The sequence below is a fragment of the Verrucomicrobia bacterium S94 genome (assembly GCA_004299845.1).
GTDB lineage: Bacteria > Verrucomicrobiota > Kiritimatiellia > Kiritimatiellales > Pontiellaceae > Pontiella.
Genome location: CP036201.1, coordinates 1324013 through 1346148, shown reverse-complemented (window position 1 = coordinate 1346148; position 22136 = coordinate 1324013). Strand labels below are relative to the sequence as shown.

At 51.1% G+C, this 22136-nt stretch carries 15 protein-coding genes and 1 pseudogene; all 16 read left to right on the top strand.

Going from position 1 to position 22136, the window contains the following annotated elements; all coding sequences use genetic code 11:
- Window positions 1–13: 13 nt before the first annotated feature.
- The 16 genes and pseudogenes from EGM51_05510 to EGM51_05435 all read left to right on the top strand — a co-directional run bounded on the left by EGM51_05510 (window position 14) and on the right by EGM51_05435 (window position 22088).
- The gene (locus EGM51_05510; GenBank protein ID QBG46876.1) at window positions 14–649 is read left to right on the top strand and encodes a hypothetical protein; all 636 of its coding nucleotides are present in this window, start codon (window positions 14–16) and stop codon (window positions 647–649) included.
- Window positions 598–2040, top strand: a complete 1443-nt coding sequence (locus EGM51_05505) for a hypothetical protein (GenBank protein QBG46875.1) — start codon at window positions 598–600, stop codon at window positions 2038–2040. Before EGM51_05510 ends, EGM51_05505 begins: the two co-directional genes overlap by 52 nt.
- 169 nt (window positions 2041–2209) lie before the next feature.
- Window positions 2210–2452, top strand: coding sequence for a hypothetical protein (locus EGM51_05500; GenBank protein QBG46874.1), 243 nt, complete (start codon window positions 2210–2212; stop codon window positions 2450–2452).
- On the top strand, window positions 2401–4329 hold the full coding sequence (locus EGM51_05495; GenBank protein ID QBG46873.1) for a beta-agarase: 1929 nt from the start codon (window positions 2401–2403) through the stop codon (window positions 4327–4329). The genes EGM51_05500 and EGM51_05495 overlap by 52 nt, the downstream gene beginning before the upstream one ends.
- A gap of 12 nt (window positions 4330–4341) precedes the next feature.
- A complete protein-coding gene (locus EGM51_05490; protein ID QBG46872.1) occupies window positions 4342–5097 on the top strand; it encodes a hypothetical protein in 756 nt (251 codons plus the stop codon).
- A complete protein-coding gene (locus EGM51_05485; GenBank protein QBG46871.1) occupies window positions 5019–5744 on the top strand; it encodes a hypothetical protein in 726 nt (241 codons plus the stop codon). The genes EGM51_05490 and EGM51_05485 overlap by 79 nt, the downstream gene beginning before the upstream one ends.
- Window positions 5741–7750, top strand: coding sequence for a hypothetical protein (locus tag EGM51_05480; GenBank protein ID QBG46870.1), 2010 nt, complete (start codon window positions 5741–5743; stop codon window positions 7748–7750). Before EGM51_05485 ends, EGM51_05480 begins: the two co-directional genes overlap by 4 nt.
- A gap of 46 nt (window positions 7751–7796) precedes the next feature.
- A complete protein-coding gene (locus EGM51_05475; protein ID QBG46869.1) occupies window positions 7797–10010 on the top strand; it encodes a sensor histidine kinase in 2214 nt (737 codons plus the stop codon).
- Window positions 10011–10012: 2 nt separating this feature from the next.
- Window positions 10013–10642 (top strand): response regulator transcription factor, encoded by a 630-nt coding sequence (locus tag EGM51_05470; protein ID QBG49253.1) that lies wholly within the window; start codon window positions 10013–10015, stop codon window positions 10640–10642.
- 188 nt (window positions 10643–10830) lie between these two features.
- The gene (locus EGM51_05465) at window positions 10831–13641 is read left to right on the top strand and encodes a hypothetical protein (protein QBG46868.1); all 2811 of its coding nucleotides are present in this window, start codon (window positions 10831–10833) and stop codon (window positions 13639–13641) included.
- A gap of 107 nt (window positions 13642–13748) precedes the next feature.
- The gene (locus EGM51_05460; GenBank protein ID QBG46867.1) at window positions 13749–14444 is read left to right on the top strand and encodes a PEP-CTERM sorting domain-containing protein; all 696 of its coding nucleotides are present in this window, start codon (window positions 13749–13751) and stop codon (window positions 14442–14444) included.
- 180 nt (window positions 14445–14624) lie between these two features.
- A complete protein-coding gene (locus EGM51_05455) occupies window positions 14625–15998 on the top strand; it encodes a Gfo/Idh/MocA family oxidoreductase (GenBank protein QBG49252.1) in 1374 nt (457 codons plus the stop codon).
- A gap of 121 nt (window positions 15999–16119) precedes the next feature.
- The gene (locus EGM51_05450; protein ID QBG49251.1) at window positions 16120–17556 is read left to right on the top strand and encodes a heparan N-sulfatase; all 1437 of its coding nucleotides are present in this window, start codon (window positions 16120–16122) and stop codon (window positions 17554–17556) included.
- Window positions 17557–17565: 9 nt separating this feature from the next.
- Window positions 17566–18195 carry a DUF1080 domain-containing protein gene (locus EGM51_05445; GenBank protein ID QBG46866.1) on the top strand — a complete coding sequence of 210 codons (630 nt, stop codon included), beginning with the start codon at window positions 17566–17568 and terminating at the stop codon, window positions 18193–18195.
- A 45-nt stretch (window positions 18196–18240) separates the two neighbouring features.
- Window positions 18241–20600: pseudogene (locus tag EGM51_05440) on the top strand (hypothetical protein).
- Between the two features lie 54 nt (window positions 20601–20654).
- Window positions 20655–22088, top strand: coding sequence for a hypothetical protein (locus EGM51_05435; GenBank protein QBG46865.1), 1434 nt, complete (start codon window positions 20655–20657; stop codon window positions 22086–22088).
- Window positions 22089–22136: the final 48 nt, after the last annotated feature.

Below are 22136 nucleotides of genomic sequence, written 5' to 3'. Positions count from 1 at the left end.
AATAAGGAGGACAATGATGGAAAAAGTAACATGGCTGTGCATATGCGGTACTTCACTGCTGATAACGGTCAGCAGTTTTGCAGAACGGATTTATAACGAAGCCAACGGCCTCGTTATTATGGAGGCGGAAAATACTGAATCACCGTACGATGGATGGGATTTTTATACTGTCGGTGCAGCCGGATATCCGGCCGGAGCCACCGGTACAGGACATCTGGAATATAAGCGGTATGGGCCCGACGGATGGGGCGTTCCGTCTTCACCGCTGGTCTATACCTTTAAAATCAACAAGGCCGGGGTTTACCGGGTATTTCTGCGTGCCCACAAACGGTTGAATCCGGGGGACGGGAGTGATCAGCACAACGACTGTTTTGTTCGAATGGAGGGAGATTTTCAAAGCGGTTCAGACGATGTTGCGCTGAGTGCGTTGCTGACCGATTCCAAGCTCTATGGCGGCAGTGCAACGGAGTGGTCGCGTGCAACCAATATGGATGCACCTGGTGCCGACCATGTGCCGGTTTATTATGAATTCAAAGCGGGGGGATTTATACTTTCACGGTTTCAGGGCGTTCGAATCAATTCAATCTGGATCGCATTATGTTTGCCCACAGTGATCTGGGTAACTGGCCCAACGATTCCGTATTTGTAAATCAGCCGGAATCGATTCTTTTCGGTGGACCTTTTGTGAATGCCGGTACGGATCAGGTGATCAATCTGCCGGAAAATCAGGTGACTCTGACCGGCAGTGCTACGGATGACGGCACGATTTCCACCTACAGCTGGACCCAGCAATCGGGGCCTAACACCGCTGTGCTTTCCGGCGCGTCGAGCGCTGTGCTTTCCGGCGCCGGGCTGGTGCAGGGTTCCTATGTTTTCCGTCTGACCGTCATGGACGACGAAAACAATACCGCTTATGACGAGGTTACAGTGGAGGTTGTTCATATTTCGATAATAGGGTTCGAGGCCGATGGCGGATTTGCCAATGGTGAACTTGACGGTCAGGTGGGATGGAACGCCGAAGACGGCTGGATTGTGAATACGAACGACGGCGGCTCTGCTGTCACCACGGCAAACAACAGCCTGGCGGTGCTGAACCTTCCGATCAGGCTGGCACCGGGAGAGACGTTTGCCTACAGCATGGATTTTGAATTCAGCGGAACCTATGCTGTTCCCACCGGTTTTGTCTATACGGTGCTCTCCGGACTGAAAGCCGATGCCTCGTCCGGGAGTGTGTCCACCGGCGGACATGAGCCGGACGTGAATGTTCAGCTGCAGACTGACGGGAAATACCGGCTTCTCAATAATTATGCGATACCTTCCGGTGCGGGTTCTGTTTCCAGCGGCGATCCGGACGGTGGCGACCGGATGCAACTTGATTATGAACTCACCATGGGTTCTACAGCGGCTGACACTTTCTATACTGTGCGGCTGCAGAACCTGACTGACGGCACGGACACAGGAACCGGTACGGTATCCGGTTATAGAGTGTCGGGAGTCGATTACGCGGGAATCGGTACCGATGTGTACAATGCCCTGGCCGGCTCGGGAGCCTATCTGTTTTTTCAGCGAATCAATCCGGCCGCCAACAATTCCGGGCTTAATGCCTTTCAGGTCAATTCCGTGACCGTGAATCTGCCGGTTGCGGATGCCTTTTCGAACTTTGAGGCGCAATACGGTCTGACGGGCGGTATGGAGGGTGACGATGACGGCGACGGACAGGAAAATTTCCTTGAATTTGCCTTGGGGTCGAATCCCACCAATCCGGCAGACACCGGTCTTTTCTATCTGGATTTTACTGCCGATGGAAACGGCCATCTGTTTGTGCCGCAGTTGAAAGGTTCTGAACGATTCGGTATGCAGTACATGGTTGAAGTCTGCACCGACATTACAGAAGATGTATGGGTTCCACTGCTTGCGGATGGCATGTTCACCAACGACCTTCCGGAAAAACCGGAACATGACCTGATCCAGTACCGATTCCGGGCCGGGAGCGATTCGCCGGAACAGCGATACCTGCGCATTGTTGTAGAGCAACTGTAAGCAACAGGTTTCAAAAACAGAGAGGAGATTTTCCGGTATAGGAAATCTCCTGTTTTATTCTTCGGTTTTTCTGATCAAAAAACGCGTTATCATGCATCTAATGTGTCCTTTTCTTGCTTCGGCAGCGTTCTTTATCTAAATGTTTAGGTTCTCATGGAGGAGTTGTTGTATGAAGATTCTGAATGCCGGCCCGATGTTGGCGGTGATATTGTTGTGTGCGGGATGTGTGCCGGAAGAAAATCCGGTTGAGCAGAAAACGGAAACGTCAGGGCCTGAGCGGACGGCAGATATTCCGGAAAAAGTCAGTGCCGTAGACGAGGTGTCGGTTCTGGGGGACGTGAAGATAATGCCGTTCCGGAGCTGGCTGCGGATGGTGAAGATCGAAATGCAACGGTATCCTTCCCAGCTGTAAAGAAGCCTCGTTCCATAGATTGGAATAAACCGTACATTGTGGTTGAGCCACGCACGGCGCGGGCGATTGAGGGCGTGACCCGGGTGGATCGGAAGCGGTATTTCAGCATTGCGGACGGCGGAGTTAATTTTGACCGGCGTGTACCGGAGGATAAATATGATTATCTGGTGCATGAGCTGGGGATTAATTTCGGTCGGTCGCTGGGGCTTGTGAAATATCCGGCATCAAAGCTGAAGGAGGATCCGGAGAAACCGGGGTTTGCTGATTTGAAGCCGTTGATGGCTGGTAAGCCACAGGATGGGTCAGACCGAATGAAAGCCGATTTCGGGGATAATCTGGATGTGGCGATGCATGGGGCGCATAACGCCTATCCGGAATATATGGGACGCCATGAAACGGCGGATTCAGTCCGGGATGCCAAGCATCCGCAGTATATTCCGGAAAACATCGATGCCGCAGCTTTGTTGGCGGCGGCAGTGCTGAAGTTTAATTATACGGATTTTACCCGGCCGCGGTATTATGAACTGGTGAATGAACCGCACTGGTCGTTTTTCAACGATCAGCATCTGGCGGACTGGCACCTGAAAACTCATGAGATGGTGAAGAAGGCGACACCGGAAGTACAGGTGGGCGGTTTGTGTATGTCGGTTTGTTATTTTTATCGCAACAACTATCGAAGTTTTCAGGGAATGAAACAGTTTATCGACCATACTAATGGTGAAATGGATTTTTATTCCTTCCATGTTTATGACTATCTGCGCTGGCGGGACGGGGAGTATAAGGGGCGTCTGCAGTCGGGGTTGCCGCTGGAAGGTACGCTGGACCTTGTGCCCAATTATACTATGAATGAATTTGGTAAATCCGCCCATATTGTGGTGAGTGAGCAGGGCGGTTATAACGGGGAAGCGCCGAAGGGCGATTTTGACGGTGAGCTGGTGGCTTCACAGATTCTGAGCAATGCGTATCCGCATGCCGATCATGATTCGTGGGAAATGGAGATGAAGAAGCGGTCGATTGTCAGCTTCGGGCATGTGAGTTCCATTATCGCCAACACGCTGGCATTTATCGACCATCCCCATACGGTACAGAAAGCGGTGCCGTTTATTCTTTCCACGACCTGGAATTGGGGGCCGAAATATTATGCCCAGCTTTATGTAGCGAAAAATTATACGGATAAGAGTGAATGGGTGGAGCAGGATACCCTGAATTTTTACCGGTTTTTCCGGGGTGTTGATGGGCACCGCGTGAAGGCGCTGTGTTCCGATCCGGATCTGCAGACCCGTGCTTTTGTGCATGAGAATAAGCTGTATCTGGCCATCAATAATCAGAGTTTTAAGCCGGAAAAGATTGATCTCTACGGTATTGAAACGGGATCGGTTGAAGTGCGGCGCCTTGGGCGGAATCCGGATTTCACGATGTCGTATGTGGAAAAGAAAATCGCTACCCCTGATGTGCTGGAAATTGCGGGCCGGGAATCGGTGATGCTGGTTGCGGATTACGGTGAAGCGATTAAACCGACGCGGGCGGTGAATGAAGTGGTCTGTTATGGGGACAAAGTGACGGTTCCGGTTTCGGACGCGACGTTTAAAATTATAATTCCGGACCTTGGGGAAATCGATTATGCCCAATTGCGGGTGGCAGTAACCCGTTCGCCGGAAAAAAGCGTGGAGCCGGTTATTGAGCTGAACGGTCGCGCGCTTGCGGTTCCGCTGGAGGATTCGGCCGGGCGGTATACGGATAAGGAATATGCGTCGACCAAACTGGTTTATGTGGATCCGACGATGTTGAAATCCATTAATTCCGTGAAAGTGAGTTTTCCGGATGGAGACGATGGTGCGGTCGGTTCTGCTGTACTGCGGGTAGCGGTCAAAAAATAGAGGCGCGTATTAATGTGGAAAGATAGGACACGAATGGAGAAAATGATGAGAAAAACAGCTGTATTGCTGGGATTGGCTGCGGCTTCATGTTTTGCGGCTGAGAAACCCAATATTGTTCTGATTCTGGCGGATGATCTGGGGTTTGCGGATGTTAGTTTTAACGGCTGTACGGATTTCCGGACGCCGAATATCGACCGGCTGGCGAGTGAAGGGGTTCGTTTTGAAAACGGCTATGCCAGCCATTCATTCTGTGCGCCGACGCGGGCGGGATTGATGACGGGGCGTTATCAGCAGCGTTTCGGTTTCGAGACGAATCCGGCTTATGCGCCGCTGGATGAAAAATCGGGATTGCCGGCTTCGGAGACCACGATTGCCACGCGGCTTAAAAAGGCGGGATATAAAACTGGTTTGGTGGGCAAATGGCACCTGGGGATGAGTAAGGTGCAGCATCCGTTGAATCGCGGTTTTGATTTCTTTTTCGGCATTCCGGGCGGTGGACATGATTATTTTGAGGTGAATTCCCTTGATCTGGCGGACAGCTATAAACTGCCGCTGATTGATAATAAAAAATTCGCCAATGTGGAAGGCTATCTGACGGATCAGCTGACGGAGCAGGCCCTGAAGTTTATTGAGCAGAGCAAGGATGATCCGTTTTTTCTGTATCTAGCCTACAATGCACCGCATGCACCATGGCAGGCCCGAAAGAAGCGGTTGCAAAGTTTTCCCATATTGAAAACAAACAGCGGCAGATTTATGCGGCGATGGTGACTGAAATGGACAAGGGGATCGGGCGGGTTCTGCATGCGCTGGAATCGCAGGGGCTGCAGAAGAATACACTGGTCTTTTTCCTGAGTGATAATGGCGGTCCGCAACCGGGACGGGTGACAGACAACGGTCCGTTCCGCGATGGCAAAGGTGCGGTTTATGAAGGTGGTATACATGTACCGTTTGTGGCGTACTGGCCCGGCAAACTTCCGGCCGGTTCTACGTTTACCTGGCCGGTGATCTCAATTGATATTGCTCCGACTATTGCGGCACTGGCGGGTGTGGAAAAAGGGAATATGGAGGGAGAAAATCTATTTCCGTTTATGACAGGAGAACAAACGGATGCGCCGCATGAAAATATTTATTTTCGCCGCCGTGACGGAGCCGCCTGGGCCATTATTCATAAAGACGGCAGAAAGCTGGTGAAGGCCGACTGGACGAATGATGTGAAAGAATTCTTTAACCTGGGGAAGGATGCCGGCGAACAGAACGATCTGTATCATTCTCCGGAGCAGGCTGAGATGGTGAACCAGCTTCAGCAGGACTGGGATGAATGGAATAAGGATAATATTCGCTATCAGTTCTGGGATTATCCGGACCATAAGAAACACCAGAAGGAACTTTACGAAAATCAGAGAAACGTCCGATGAAAAAGATTCTTCCGGTTCTTGGAATGCTTGCGGCATCGCAGGTTTTCGGGCTGACGCTTACTGCGAATGTGGAGCTTCGCGATGAGTCCGGCTCGGAGGCTGTGGTTTATGCGGTAAAGGCATTTGAAAAAGATCTGCAGCGGAAATTCGGGTTCCCGGCTCGGGGAGTGGCTGCGGCCCGTTTTACATTCCGGATTTCCGAGAACTGGAAGGTATCTGACCGGCACCGCATTGAGGTGTCGGATTCGGGTGTTGTTATTACGGGGTCGGATGAGCTGGGTCTGATTCACGGAATTTATTCGTTTTCGGAAGAGGTGCTGGGGATTGATCCGTGCATTTATTTTACGGGGATTGTCCCGGAGCGGGTTCGATCTCTGGATGTTCCGAACGGGGTGACGGAGTCGAAGCCGTATACCTTTAAACATCGTGCGATGTTTGTGAATGACGAAGACCTGATTATCGGTTTTCGTATGGAGAAGCAGTCGTATGGGATGAACATGGAGTTCATGGAAAAACTTTTTGAAACCATGCTTCGTCTGAAAATGACCGGAGTGATTCCATCGACACTGCTTCTGCCGGATGAGCCGCATCTGGTACTTGCTTCGGATATGGGTCTTTATATCAACCAGCACCATGCGGAACCGCTGGGCAGTGTGCCGTTATATTGGCCGAAGAATATTCCTTATTCGTGGTCGACGCACCGGGAGCATTTTATTGATTTCTGGTCAGATGCGATTAAGCGGCAGAAGGGGAAAAAAGTCATATGGACGCTGAATTTCCGCGGACTGCTGGATCGTGCGTTCTGGGATGATGATCCGACGATGTCACGCGAGAGTTCGATGGAAGAGAAAGCCCGGGTGGTGAATGATGTGATCCGCACGCAGTATGAACTGCTGAAGGAGCTTACCGGCGAAGAGCATCCGGTGATCTGCGGCTATCTGTGGGGCGAGTTGAGCCGGCTGTACAGTTCCGGTTTGCTGGAATATCCTGAGGATACGATACTGCTGTTTTCCGATTCAGGGCACGGTGTGATGGGCGACTGGAACTGGAAACTGGCGGGAAAGTGCGATCTGAAGATGGGAATCTATCAGCATGTTTCGTATCACAACCGAAAAACGCATATGCGTATTAATGCGATTCATCCGGATACATTCCAACGTGAAATGGGCCGTGCGGTTGAATATGGAATGACCAATGCGATTGTGCTGAATGTGGGGAATTTCAAGGAGAAGATATTCGGCATTCGCCAGATGGTGAATTACATGAATCGGTTTGAGGATTTTAAGTCCTGTGAAAACGGCGACTGGTATTTTGACTGGTATGCGGAGCGTGTGCTGGGAGCAAAGGTTTCTGCGGTTGCTGATTCGTATCGCGATTTTTTTGAGAGCCAATTCGTCTTTTCGGAGGATCGGAAAAACTCCGGGGATGAATATTTTTTCTACTATGTGGAGCAGATGCTCAACGCCGCCTATCAGAACGAGGTGGACCGGAAACTGATGAGACCGGATCTTTTTAGTTCATCGGAAGGCCGTTGGGAGGTTGCACTGGAACGGGCTTATGACTGCCGGCGTTTCCTGAGCGGTAATGTGCTGGATTTCTATGAAGCGGATCTGGTGTATCCCACGCTGAAAATGCGCCATCTGACGGGGATGGCCGTTGATTTTACGGCATCGCTTGAACATTATCTTAATAAGGAGTGGCATAAGGCCCAGCTGGATGCCTATCAGGCTTTGCTGCATGTGCGTGAAGCGTTGAAGGCGGAGGAATGGATTGAGCAATCCGGCTGGGGGCGGTTCGAGGGATGGTACGATCACGACGAAACGGCGAGAACGTGGCATATTGAGTTGTTACTGGAGCATTATCTCGATCATTTGAAGGATCTGAAGTATTTCAATCTGAACTATCGTTTCCGGAATCCGAAAACGCCGGGGCTTGATTATAAATATCAGCCGTATTTTGAAAGTGAATACCGGGATGACCTGATCTGGATGAACAATGGGGAATAGCTTCCTGTTCTTGGAATATCCATCTGTTTAGGCTATAATTCTACGCATGCGCCGATTCGTAACTGTATTTAAATGCTTTCTGTTGCTGTTGAGCTGCATTACGACTGTTCGTGCAGAGCTGGTCTATACCAATCTTACCGTGTTGCGTTCCCTGCCGCCAGAGCGGGCTGCGCAGGAACTTCCGGTCCGGGTTGTAGCCCAGGTGATGTGGATTCATCCCACGGGAAGCGGTTTTTTTCTGAATGATGGGAAACATGGAATTTATGCCCAGAAACCGCGGGAAGCCGGTGCGTTAAGCCGTTTTGTTCCGGGAGACATTGTTCGGGTGGAAGGTAAAACCAATGAAGGTTTTTTCTCTACGTCGATTTTTGCGGACCGTATCGAGCGGCTTGGAAATAAACCGCTGCCCGAGGCGCGCCCTTTTTACACGTTTGAGCTCTATTCCAGCCAGATTGACTGTGACTGGGTGTGGTTGGCGGGCCGGATTATTTCCAAATCGGTTCAGCTGGACGGCAATTCGGGAGCCAGTCTGACGCTGGGGCTCATTGTGAACAGTGTTCCGGTGGATGTTCAGCTGCCCTGGACGGAAACAGCGGAAAAGCAGGTGGATGACCTGATGTTCAGCCGAGTGAAATTCAGAGCAGTAGCCGGTACAAAGTTCAACATGAACCGGCAGGTGGTGGGGCGCACTTTTTTTGTGAGTTCCCCGGATGAATTTGAACTGGTGGATAATTACCGGCCCGGTACAGGGGTTGAAATTAAGGAAATTCATGAGTTATTGCGCAGTGGCAGTGCGCATCACCGTTTATCGACCGGTACCAAAGGTATTGTGACGTATGTTGCTGATACTCACCTTTATCTGCGAGGGGAAAAGGCTTGTATCAAGGTGAAGCTGCGCGGCGAACCAGCCGTTGAAGCCGGTGACCGCGTCGAAGTTGAGGGGGTGGTTCTCCCGAAGCCGATCAGTCCTGATTTTGCCGCCCGTGAAGTGCGGGTGGTTGAGCGGACCGGGATTTTACCGGAGCCGGTTCCGCTGATTCTGAATGATGAACTGAGAGCCCGGTGGGACAATTTTCCGGAAGCGTCGCTGAATTATGAGCTGGTGCAGCTGGATGCCGAGCTGGTGGATATTACGGAATCGTTTGGCCTGACGACCGGGTACAAGGAAAAAATTCTGCTCTGTCGTCAGGGCTCCTATCTTTTTGAAGCGAAGATCCCGCATTATGCCGGTCTGAGTGAAGATCTGAAACCGGGAGCGATTATTCGCCTGGAGGGCATCTGTAATCTGACACGCAGTGAAGAACGGCGCTGGCGGCTGTATGTGGACTGGTTCTGGATTCAGTTGCGCTGGGCATCAGATGTCACGGTGCTTGTTCCGGCGCCCTGGTGGACCGCAGGCAGGCTGCTTTGGGTGCTGGGGATCAGCAGCGGTCTGATTACACTGATTCTGATCTGGGTGGCTGCATTGCGGCGAACTGTGCGCAAACAGACGGGGGTTATTGCGGATCAGGTGGCGCGGGAAAGTATTTCGGAGGAACGGCAGCGCATTGCCCGGGAGCTGCATGATAATCTGGAGCAGGGTCTGGCCGGTATGGCGATTCAGCTGCGGGGAGCGCAACGTGTGCTGGAGTTGAACCGGGAAAAAAGGCTCTCCTCCATTCGTTCTCTGATGGACCGGATCGGTTCGGAAAACAAGGCGGTGAAAGCACATCTCGAGAAGGAAGCCAAGGAGGTCATTTCCGATTCCGACCGAAACCGCCATGCTATTGAGGTGGTGCAGGGGATGCTGGCCCATTGCAGTCAGGAATCGCGCACATCGATTATGGATCTGCGTGGGGGCATTCTGGAGCGGCTTGATTTTATACCGGCATTACGGGAGACGCTGGAACCCATGGTCCGCGCCTGCGGGGCGTCGTTTGAACTGAAGGTGGAGGGAGAGGTCAGAAAACTGAACCAGGCGACGGAGCGTAATCTGCTGCTGATCATTAAAGAGGCGGTGGCCAATGCCTCGAAGCATGCGGAGCCGGATAAAATTGATCTGATTCTGGATTATCGTAATGGCGGGCTGATCATAAGGATAATGGACGATGGCTCCGGGTTTGATCCAGCATCTGCTTCTAAAGCTGGACACTTCGGTCTCCTCGGTATGCGGGAACGGGTGAATCAGTTGAAAGGAACGCTGGAAATTGAAAGTCGACCCGGAGAAGGTACATGTGTGAAGATACGTATTTCATCAACGGCGGAATGGGAGCCTGTGTAAGCATGGAAGAGAATACCAGAATTCTTGTGGTGGATGATAATGCACTGCTGCGGCTGGGTTTGACCGAGACCTTCAACATTGAACCGGGACTGGAACCGGTGGGTCAGGCCGCCAACGGAGCCGAAGCGATTGAGCTGGTGAGGAGTCTGAAGCCCGATGTGATTACGATGGATTATCAGATGCCCGGGGATGACGGTATTGAAACCACCCGGAAGATTTTGGCCGAGTTCCCATATATCAAAGTGGTGCTGCTCTCGGTATTTGATTCGGAAGAGGATATTTTCAAAGCGTATAAGGCCGGAGTACGCGGCTATCTCACAAAAAAAGCCGGTGAAGTGGAAGAGGTCATTGAAGCCGTCCAGGAAGTGGCCAAGGGAGGGACCTATTTCCCGGCGGCTATTGCAGCGAAACTGGAAGGTCGTAAAGAAAAGGATGATCTGACGCCGCGCGAAATGGAAGTGCTTCAATTGCTTGCTGAAGGCTGCAGTAATAAGGAGATTGTGAATCGGCTGGGTATTTCATTGCCGACGGTGAAGCTGCACATTATCAATCTTCGTGAAAAGCTTAAAGCAGCTGACCGGACCCAGGCGGTAGTGCATGCCTTTAAACAGGGCATTCTTCATCTGGATTAATTAAGATCGGGCGTTTTTTCTGATTGAAAAGCCGGAATTGAGGCAACCTATTCTTTAGTCTATCTTTTGGATAGATATGCGTAATTTCAGGTTTTGATATATCTCCTTATGTTAACTGTCTCGCATGGTCTGTGCCCATCTCTTTGGGCAGCGTGCGGCGGTAAAAAGAACATCGAGGAGAAACAGAGATGAAAAAATGGAGTTCAGTATACATAGGTGCTGTTCTGGTTTCAGCGCTTACGTCTTCCGCTCAGGTGATCTGGCAGGAGGATTTTGAAAGCACTACAAATGGTGCGACATCGGGAAACAATGCGACTCTGTATAATACCGTTGTTCAAACGGCCAATGCCGCATCCTGCGTGGTAACCAGTGCACCACCGGAATTCACACTTTCCACAGCTGATGGAGGGACCAATTGTATTCTGCTGTCGGTCGGAGAAAACAAATACTGTTCAGTGCGGTCATCTTCCACCATCAGTGGCTTTTCGGCGAATGCGGCTGATTCATACAAATTTTCATTTGACATTTATATTCCAACAGCCCTCTCAAAAGCGGTAGGCGATCTCAATCCGCGTCTGGAAGCTTCGGGGACTGCCGGCAACGGAGTGACGCTGGAAACGATGGTTCAAACCGGGCCCGGGCAATTCCATATTGAATATACAGGCTCTTGCGCCGACATCATCAACGGGAACCCTCCGGCAGACACCATTCGTCCTTTCATCGGCATTGATCAGGACGGTGTGGCCGTAGAAAACATGATGTATATGGACAACATTCATTTTGAGATCATTCCTTATGTTCCGCCGGTGAATGTTGTGACAGACGATTTTATTGATACCGGGTTTACTGCTGCGGATGGATATACGGATGGAGATCTGGCCGGACAGAGCAACTGGGTGCAGACTGCCGGGAGTGCGCCGAATGCCTTCAGTGTGATCAATTCAGGAACAACCGGTGAAGCGGATACGCTCTCTGCCGGTAATCACAGTACCAACACCGGTAATGCGGTTTTCTGGTCGGATGCGACTTTTAATGATGCCGCAGATGCCTGGGAAGGTTATGTGGACTTTAAACTGACGATGTCCCAGGACGGTGCCGGAATTATTTATAATCAGGATGTTTTCGCGTTTGGCATTACGTCGGATACGACAAATACTCTGAATCTGACCACCAATGATGCTATGGCATTGATGACGGTAAAAGTTCGTGCTGACGGTCGGATTGTGGCGATGTTTGCTGACACCGCCAATGATACGGATGAAAGCCGGCTGGATGCGATGCTTCCCGGAACGGAGGCGGGGTGGGATTTTGAGAGCGACTTTGAATCCGATCTGATTCGTTATCATTGGAAGATCCGTAAGACAACCGAGTTCGGAACCTATCAGGCGACAGCATCTCTTTCCAATCTGACCACCGGGGTCAGCCATTCCAACGGACTGAATACGGTAACCTCTGTACTGAAAACAAAGAATTCCCTGTATAACAGCCCGCTGGTTCATTTTACCATGGGTCATTATTATAAGGCTCAGATTAACGGCTGGGACGGTTTGCGGGAACGTATTGATGTTGAGCTCAGTGCTCTCACTGTAACCCATTCTACCAACAATGTGTCTGCACCGATTGCGCCGAGCGGCATTGTTGCTGTCGGTTCAGACCGTACGGTTACGCTTTCCTGGGAACCGACGCTGGAAACCATGAGTTATGATGTCTTCATGGCCGAGGAGCCGAACGGTGATCGGATTGAGCTGATTAGCGGCCTGACGGATCCCGAATATGTCGATACGCCGCGTTATAACGGACAGACCAACTGGTACACGGTTCGCGCAAACTATACTACCGGCAGTGCCGAGTCCGATGAAGTTCCCGGAGCTGCAGTTGCTTCTTTCACGATAATCGATATGGATGGGACACGGAATGACTGGATTGATTCTACGTCAAATACGTTCTACCTGAGTCAGGCGGGGATTGCGACAAACGGTACGCTGGTCTATCTGGACCGCACAGGCTCCTCTCCAATGATCGCAAACGGAGAAGTCAGCGGTGGGGTAACGTACAATGGATATACGCTGTATGGACTCACTCAGCTTCCGGAGACAAACTCCTTCCGCAGCTACCAGATTGAAAACAGTGCGAGTGCCGGACAGCGTTTGGTTGCGGGCGCCGGCTGGGATGCAAATTCACCACAGCAACTGGCCTACATCGAAATCGATGATATGGACTGGGACGGCACCATTCCGGAAAATATTGATGCAACCAGTGACGATGCATCCATGTATCTGGCAGTCCGGTCCTACTCTGATGGAGTCGGTGCGGCTTACGTATATCCGGCCATCCGCAACGGAGATCAATGGTATGTTGGTGATGGAGGCATAAAACTGCAGGGTATTAAGACCGGGTTCGGTGATTACACTGTTGCCGATATTATGGCCGAGACGTGGAATGAACTGAATCCTCAGCCCAATGTACTTATGGCGCCGGGATCTGCTCTGGCTGACAACTCCGTCCTGACCAATATCACTGCAATGGGATGGTTCGGTAATAAAATCGCCTATCTGGGGCTGAGCCAGTTTAAAGTTACCGTTGAGGGGGAAACCCCGTCTACGGATTACTGGATGAAACAGTACGGCGGTGTGACCAATCTGAATGAAGACAGCGACGGTGACGGAGTCTCCAATATCAAAGAGTATGCGTTCGGCGGTGACCCGACTGCGGAAGGTGTCTTCAGCGATGGCGGGGCGCTCCCTCAGTATATCCCGGTCAACCGCAATGGAACCAATGGATTCCTTGTGGTCAGTGTTGAGCTGCGCGATCCCGAACCGGGCATTGAATATTCACTGGAAACATCCGGTAATCTGACGATTCCTGGAAACTGGGGACCTGATGCAGCAGCTGAGGTGCTCGGGGAAGAAAATATCAATTATTATTATAAAGCCGTTACCAATTTTATCCCGATGGACCTTGATGCCAAATTCATCGAGCTGAAAGTTAACGAGCTTTAGGACAATTCTCCTGCACTTTCGGATGCAGAACTTTTTCATCTCGCTCTCAGGAGCCTCCCCGCCTTCGGGCGGGGAGATTTGATGACCCCAAAAAAGAAAGGAAGAAAATGAGAAAAACAATACTGACTGCCGGTCTAATTGCAACCGGCCTGTTTATGCAGGTCACAGCGGATGTGGTCTGGTCTGAGGATTTCGAAGGAGCCGTACTTGGTGCGACCTCCGGGAACAATCAGACTCTTGCCGGAACTACACTTCAGACAGCCAATACGGCATCAAGCATTGTGGTGGATTCCACAACTGATCCGACTGCCGCAGCGGCCTTCACACTCGCATCCGGAAACTTTATCCGTCTTTCAGCCAGCTCGAATGATTTTGCTTCAGTTCGTTCCGCGCTCAATCCAATCAGTTTTGCGCAGGTTTCAGCGGATGCCACTTATACGATGTCTTTCGATATCTATATCCCGGTTACGCTCGATAAAGCCGTCGGCGACTTTCAGCCGCGCTTTAAGCTGAACGGAGCGGGTGGAAACGGCGCGACAGACGCGAGTCAGACGGTGGCGGATGCCGGTCAGTATCACATTGTTTATACCGGGCAGATTTCCGACTTCATCAACACGGATGTGAATGAAGCGCGGCCGTTCATCGGTATTGATCAGGACGGCGGAAAGCTGGTGCAGGAAAACTTTGATTATCTGTATATGGATAACATCCGGCTGGAAGTGGTCCCGGAGCCGGCCACGCTTGGATTGGTCGCAGCTTTCGGGGGAGGTATTATTTTAATCCGCCGTCGTTTTATGATGTGAATCCGCACAGAAAATGAGTGCAGTTTGAGGCCCGGTGGATACCGGGCCTTTTGACTGCCGGGCGTTGGAAAATCCGCCTGAGATGCAGGCGGCATAAACCTATTGGATAGGTTTGTTCCGTGTACAATGTTTCCGTTCTATATCGTTCGTTCAGTGTGCTTGTTTTAAAAGGAGATTATGATGAAGTTTTCAAGACGTACGGGGTTGTTTGCGGGAGGAGCTGCAACCGCGGTTTCTCTTATTCCCGGTAAAGTTTTAGGCGCAAACGAAAAGGTGAATATCGCCTGGATCGGCGTAGGCGGGCGCGGCAATCGGCTGCTGAGTAATTTCGAGCGTTCAGGGCTGATGAATGTTGTGGCCATGTGTGATGTGGATCTCAAGTCAAAATATGTCGATGAAGCCAAGGCCCGCTTTCCCAAAGCGTATCTTTATGATGACTGGCGCAAGCTGTTTGATGAAAAGGCCAATGAATTCGATGCGGTGATGGTGATGGTTCCGGACCACTCGCATTTCCCGGTCACGATGGCGGCGATGGCGCTGGGCAAACATGTCTACACCGAAAAGCCGCTGGCACGCACTTTTCAGGAAATTGACCTGATGATCAAAGCTGCCGATAAATACGGTGTTGTCAATCAGATGGGCAATCAGGGATTTTCGGGTGATAACTATTTTCAGTTCAAGGCCTGGAAAGAGGCCGGAATTATTAAAAACGTCCGTCATGTGGATGCCTTCATCAACAATGGTTTTGCCTGGTATCCGCATCACTACGACAAGAGCAAAGCGATTACCGGCTGGCCTGCAGGGGATCCGATGCCCGAGCACATCAACTGGGATGTCTGGCTGGGGACGACACCGGTTCATCCCTACAGTACACTCTACGCGCGAAACAAGTGGCGTGGATGGCAGCAGTATGGCACCGGTGCTTTCGGCGACTGGGGTGCGCATATTTTCGATACGATGCATCATTTCCTGGAATTCGGTCTGCCGGAATCGATCGAAGTGAAAAAGCTGCAGGGGAAACATGATCTTATTTTTTGTGAAGCATCCACGCTCGGTTTTAAATTTCCGGAACGAAACGGCCTTCCGGCCGTGACGGTGGATTATTATGACGGCTGGAAAAACCTGCCGCCGATTCCGGAAGAGTTTGAAGGACGTGAGCACAATTTCCATAAAGATCCCGGCAAGTTTATCTTTAGCGATGATCTGGTGTTTTATGGCAAACACCACGGCAATCCATTGCAGGTGATTCCTTACGATCGGTACCGGGAACTGCTGAAAGCCGGGAAACTGCCGAAGGATTTCGGACGGAACTCCGATCACTACGCCAACTTCCTGCTGGCCTGCAAAGGAGCAGAAAAGGCTCGTTCGCCCTTCTCTATCGGGGGACCGCTTTCACAGTTCCTGATTCTCGGATCCATTGCACAGCGGATCGGAAATGAAGGCGAAACACTGGAGTTTGATCGCGAAACCAAGCGGTTTAAAAACAGTGACCTCGCTAACAGTCTTCTTGAAGATACGCCGCGTAAAGGTTGGGAACAGTACTATAATATGTAAGAACTGACGGAAGGTAGAGGGTCGTATGTTCAGACAGAAATTCAGACTTGCGGTCTTTTATTTTCTGCAGCTCGGACTTCTTACAAGGGGAATAATGAAACCGCTTCTTTTTATTTTATACATGGGTTTGTTTTGCTGTTCAGCATTTGCAGGACGCCCCAACATTTTGTTTGTGTGTGCCGATGATATGTCGCATGCGAGCTGTTACGGACATCAGTTTGTTTCGACACCGCACTTTGATTCGATTGCAGAAGAAGGGCTTAAATTTACGCGGATGTATACGCCTAGCAGTAAGTGCGCTCCATCGCGTGCAGTGATGCTGACGGGCAGAAATCCATGGCAGCTTGAAGGTGCGGCGAATCATAAGCCGGTGTGGCCGGATAAATTTATAAGCTTTGTCGAGGTGCTGACAGAGAACGGCTATTTTACCGGTTTCACCGGAAAGGGGTGGAATCCGGGGGTTCATCCGAAGGGCCGGAACCTTACCGGAAAGGAATATAATCAGCATCGTATTGAACCAACGTCTCTGAAAGTTTCTCCGTATGACTATTCTGCCAACTTTGAGGCTTTTATGGCTGAAAGGCCGGACGGTCAGCCTTTCTTTTTCTGGTACGGCGCCAAGGAGCCGCACCGGGGATATGAATATAAATCGGGAGTAAAGGCGGGGAAAAGTCTGTCATCGCTGGAGTTTCTTCCGGCGTTCTGGCCGGATACCGAGGCGGTGCGGCATGATATTCTCGACTATGCGGTTGAAGTGGAATATTTCGATCGGCATCTTGGTAAAATTTTACAAACGTTAGAACAATCGGGTGAATTAGAGAATACGCTGATCATCGCTACGTCGGATAATGCCATGCCTTTTCCTCGCTATAAAGGGCATCCACACGAATTTGCTACGCGCATTCCTTTCGTTGTAAAGTGGCCCGGGCATATTAAAAATCCCGGAAGAACCTGCCGGGAGTTCGCCAGTTTGATCGATCTTGCCCCGACCTGTCTGGAAGCTGCCGGAATTGATATGGAACACTGCGGGATGCAGCCGGTTGAAGGGCGGAGCCTGTCTGATTTCTTTGCCGATAAAGTAGAGAGGCGCGATAGTGTGCTGACTGGCCGGGAGCGCAACGATATGTGCCGCCCGAACGGGTGGGGTTATCCGGTTCGCAGTCTGCACCGGGGTGACTTTGTGTATATGCATAATTTCGAGCCGGACCGCTGGCCGTGCGGTACGGAAGAGGCGGGTTTCCGGGATACGGACTGGAGCCCGACCAAGTCGGAAATCATGTATAAATATAAAGGATCCGAGGCGTGGGAGCTGTGTTTCGGTAAGCGTCCGCGGGAAGAACTTTACCATGTTAAAAGCGATCCGGAATGCATGCAGAATCTGGCTGAAAATCCGGAGTATGCGGAGCTGAAGAGCAGGATGAAAAAGGAACTTTTTGAGGCCCTGACTGAACAGGGTGATCCAAGGATGTCTGGCAACGGTGACTTTTTTGACCGGTGCCGGCCGGAGCGGATTCCTGAGTATGACGAATTGGTTCGGGGAATGAATAAGAAGAAGTAGGAGTTTGTGATGAAGAAACGTATAATGATTTCCACCCTTTTTCTGGTCGGAGGAGTATTGGCCGGAGGAGAGTGGAGGAATCTTTTGGAGGGCGGGAATCTCGATCAGTGGTGGCAGAAAAATCCGTCAGCTGGATGGGTGATGGAAGCGGACGGTTCGGTTCATCTTCCGGCCGGTGTAAAGGGTGGGTCGCTGTCTTCCCGGGAATCTTTTCTGGATTTTGAACTGCAGTTCGAATGGAAAATCTCCGAAGGAGGTAACAGCGGGGTCTATTACCGGGCGAAAGGCCAAAGCCCGGAATATCAGATTCTGGATGATGAAAAACATGTGCGCGGTCAATGGCCGGTCTCCCGGGCGGCGGCACTTTATGACCTTTTCGGCCGTTCCGATGACAGCTGCTATAAGCCTGCCGGGGAATGGAATACCGGAAAAATTGTGGCCAAAGGAAACCGTTTGCAGCACTGGCTTAACGGTGTGAAAGTGGTGGATGTGGAAGTCGATAGTCCGGAATGGAAAGAAGCCTTTGCTAAGAGCAAATTTAAAAATCCTGAAACGTTTGGAAAAATGAAGGGGAAAATCTGGTTTCAGGACCATGGTGGTGAAGTCTGGTATCGGAACATCCGGATCCGTGAACTGTGATGACCTGATTTGTTTTTAACGCGAACAATTTGCTGGAGTGTGGTGATGAAAAAAATCAGTACGGCGATGCTGTTGGTTTCGGGACTCTGTGCTGTGGCAGATGTTCCGATTGTTGGAAGTAATATTCCCTGTGCAAGTATGATGGATGGTGATTTCGAGGCCTTTCGCGCAAACTGGCGGCGGCCGGAGCCGTCGCCCGACTGGGTCGTTGAAAGTGTGAAGGGCGGAGGAAAGGCCGGTTTTGCGGAACGCTCGATGATGATCAGCGGTCTTTCATCGGCCACTTTTGAAAGCCGGGTACTGGATCATACTGCGGTCAAGTCGCTGAATAAAGGGGATGTGCTGCACTGGCGGTTTTCTTCGAACACGGAATATCCCTGCGACGGCCGGGTTACGCTGGCTCTGAAATTCGGGATAACGAACGGGTTGTGGCCGACCGCGTAAAGGTGCCGAACGGGCCGAGTGAACCTGAAATCTATGAAGGATATTATACCGTGAGCCAGGCGGATGTCGGGCGGGGTATGCCCCGGATTAAATTCACGTTGGAATCGACACACGGAATTATTGTTTATGTCCATTGGGTGGATCTGAAGCTCCTGGAATCAGACCCTGTTCACCTGGCGGCCAATGCGGTTTCCGACGGGATTGAACTAACCTGGGATTCGGCCACTGAGGTCGATATTTACCGCAGTGAAAATGAACGTAGCGGCTATGTTAAGGTGGCTGAAGGGATTGCGGTTCCTCGCTGGACGGATGCTTCGATTATCAATGGGCGGACCTACTTTTACACGCTGAAATACGGGGATGCCGTTTCGGAGGTCTGCCGCGTTCGGAAAACAGATTCAGTACCCCCCGGCGCTCCCTTTGATCTTAAGGCCTTTGGTGAAGAGTGGGTGGTGAATCTGTATTGGAAAACAAACGATCGTGATGTTGCTTTTTATCGCGTTTATCGTGATACCGGCGATGGAATGCAATGTATTGCGCCGCATGTTGGAGGAGAGCGTTTTGAAGATATGCTGCCGGTGAAAGGCGTTGAAAACCGCTATGCAGTGAAGGCGGTGGATCACAGCGGAAATGAAGGGCCGTTGTCCGCATCTTCTGCCGCACGGGTGAAGGCGGTTCGCGGGGCTTCGTTCAGTGATCTGATTCAGCCGATGCCGATCCATAAGCGGCTGCGTAATGATGTATGGGGTGCCGATCCGGTTCGTCCGCGTGACCCGGATAACGGGATCGAGGATTCGTTCTGGAGCTACTGGGGCGGAAAAGCGGTTAAGGAGAATGGGATCTATCATTTGAATATTGTGCGCTGGCCGGAAGGGCATCGGAAAGGGCACTGGGCCTGGCCGGAGTCTACGGTGGCCTATGCGGTGGCTGAACATCCGACAGGGCCGTATGAGGTGGTTCGGGATCTGGCGTATGACTATAAAAAAGGGCTGGGTCATAACGCCAATATTATTCCGCTGAACGACGGTACCTATGCGATGTATTCGCTTGTGGATTGGAAGGCGACCATCTTTACTGCGGATTCTCCGGAGGGACCCTGGAATAGGCTGGGGGAAATGAAGGTGAATGTTCCCGACAACTATAAGAATGCCTACCGGCTGGAACGGAATCTTTCCGGTGTGCAGTGTGTTGACGGCTCTTTTCTTTTTGTCACTAAAGCCGGGGCGATGATTCGTAGTACACAGGGAATTCTGGGACCTTATGAGGTGGTAAGCGGAATTACACAGGAGAATGAGACGATTCCTGAGAAATACCGTTATTCAAATTATGAAGATCCGACTATGTGGTATGACGGAGTGCAGTATCATATGATGATTAATGCTTTTCTGGATTACCGGGCGATTTATCTGCGTTCGCCGGATGGAATTCACTGGAAATATGAAGACGGTCTGGCCTATACGCCGAGCTGTACCGTCTATGAAGACGGAACCCGTACCTTCTGGTATAAAGTGGAACGGCCGAATGTGATTCAGGATGAATTCGGGCGGGCCACGCATCTCCAGTTGGCCGCAATTGATGTGCCGAAGGCCGATGATTACGGGAATGACCGCCATAGCTCAAAGCATCTGATTATTCCGCTGACAGTTTATAAGCGTCTGACCATGCTGAACAAAGAAAAGGTGACTGCTGATACGAAGGAGATTCGTGTACTGATTCATTCTGAAGAGGGCTTCAATGCCCGGAACGATCTGGATGTGGAGTCTCTTCGGTACGGCGGGTCGGAAACCGTTAATTTCGGCGGCGGGGCTGAAGTTTTGAAAACGGAACCGCATGAGGATGGTCTGGTGCTTGTTTTCAGCGGGAAAAACGGTCTTACCGAGAAAAATTTTGTGGGTAAACTTATCGGTCAGACCAAACGCGGCGAACTCGTTGTCGGCTACTCGAAACGGTCTTCGGAATAATCAGAATAAACCGGGAAAAACTCCGGAAAAAACGGAACTCGGACGGGGTTAATAATGGGTAAAGTGAGTTTGAGTAAATGGATGGCTGTGGCGGGGATTTTAAGCTGTCTGGGATATCAGGCCGCTGCAGGCATCCGGATAACCGGACTTTTTCTGGAAAAACCGGAGATTGCGCGCGATGGAACTACGGATTTAAATATTACGCTATTGAACGACGGTGCTGAGGCGCAGACCGTAAAGTTAGGCATCTACATCTCGAAAGAGGGGTACGATTTTTCGCCGGAACATGAAATCAACCCGCTTCGTCAGGTGAAGGACGTGTACTGCAAAGCCGGGACGACAACAGAATTTCGCGTTCCGGTTTATCCGCAGCTTCTTCAGATTATGTGGGGAAATAACCGGAATCTGACTGCGCCGGGCCAATATACATTTCGTGTCGGCGAGGTTTCCGACGGTCCGCAGCTGCCGGAGGCGGTACTGCTGGTTAAGGATGTGATCGGCAGGAAGGAAAATGCGTACGAAGCTTCGTATCTCACATCGAATCCGCTGAGAGATGCTTTATTACCTGTTCCAGAATCAGCCATCTTTAAGATGGAGGGCTATGGGGTGTGGTGCCCGAGTGTGATCAAGGTAGGTGATACCTGGCATATGTTCTGTTCGCGTTGGAAAAAGGGAACGCACTGGGGACGGAGCCACATCATTCGCGCAACATCTAAATCACTTTTCGGTCCGTATGAGTTCCGCGAAACTGTTATGGATGGTCCCGGTTTCCCCTATGCGTGGGGGAAACGTGGATTGCATAACCCCAAAATTATGAAAGTCGGCGATAAATTTCTTTTGCATTTTCTGGCGATGTCGGGAAGCCGCGGTCCGGCAAAAACAACGGGCTTTGCGCTGGCGGATTCCATTACAGGTCCGTGGGAGGTAGTTGATCACGTGGTGCTGCCCTGCAGCAATGCTGCGTTGTGGGTGCATGAAGACGGCCGTGCTTATGCCGTCGGAAAAGATAATATGAAGGTCGGCGACAAGGTTATCCGTACGCTGAAGGCCTATCGTGCCGATTCCTATCTGGGGCCTTATACAGAAGTCGGCGATGGAGAAAACCGGCTGCCGTACGGTTTTGAACATGAAGATCCGACGATTTGGTGGGCGAATAATCAGTATAACGTGATTCTGACGGACTGGCAGGGGAATGTGACCGGTGAGCAGAAGTCTGTGATTTACTTTACGTCAAAAAACGGAATCGACTATAAGCTGTTTTCTCCGCAGGCCGTATGGCGGCGTTCAGAACCGTTTCCGATGATCAGGAAATCCGGCGGGGTAGCTGACGAACAGCTGGCCCAGATTGAGCGTCCGGAAGTAGTTCTGAATGATAAGGGTGAAGTTATTGCGCTGCTGGTGGGTGTTGTGGACCGGGCTCCTCATGGCGAGCGGGATAATTATATTATGATTCGCCCGGTTGATGCTTTTGTGCCGGACAATAAATAACCAAAGGGCCAATATCGCTTCTTCAGTATATATTGAAAACTGCCTGCA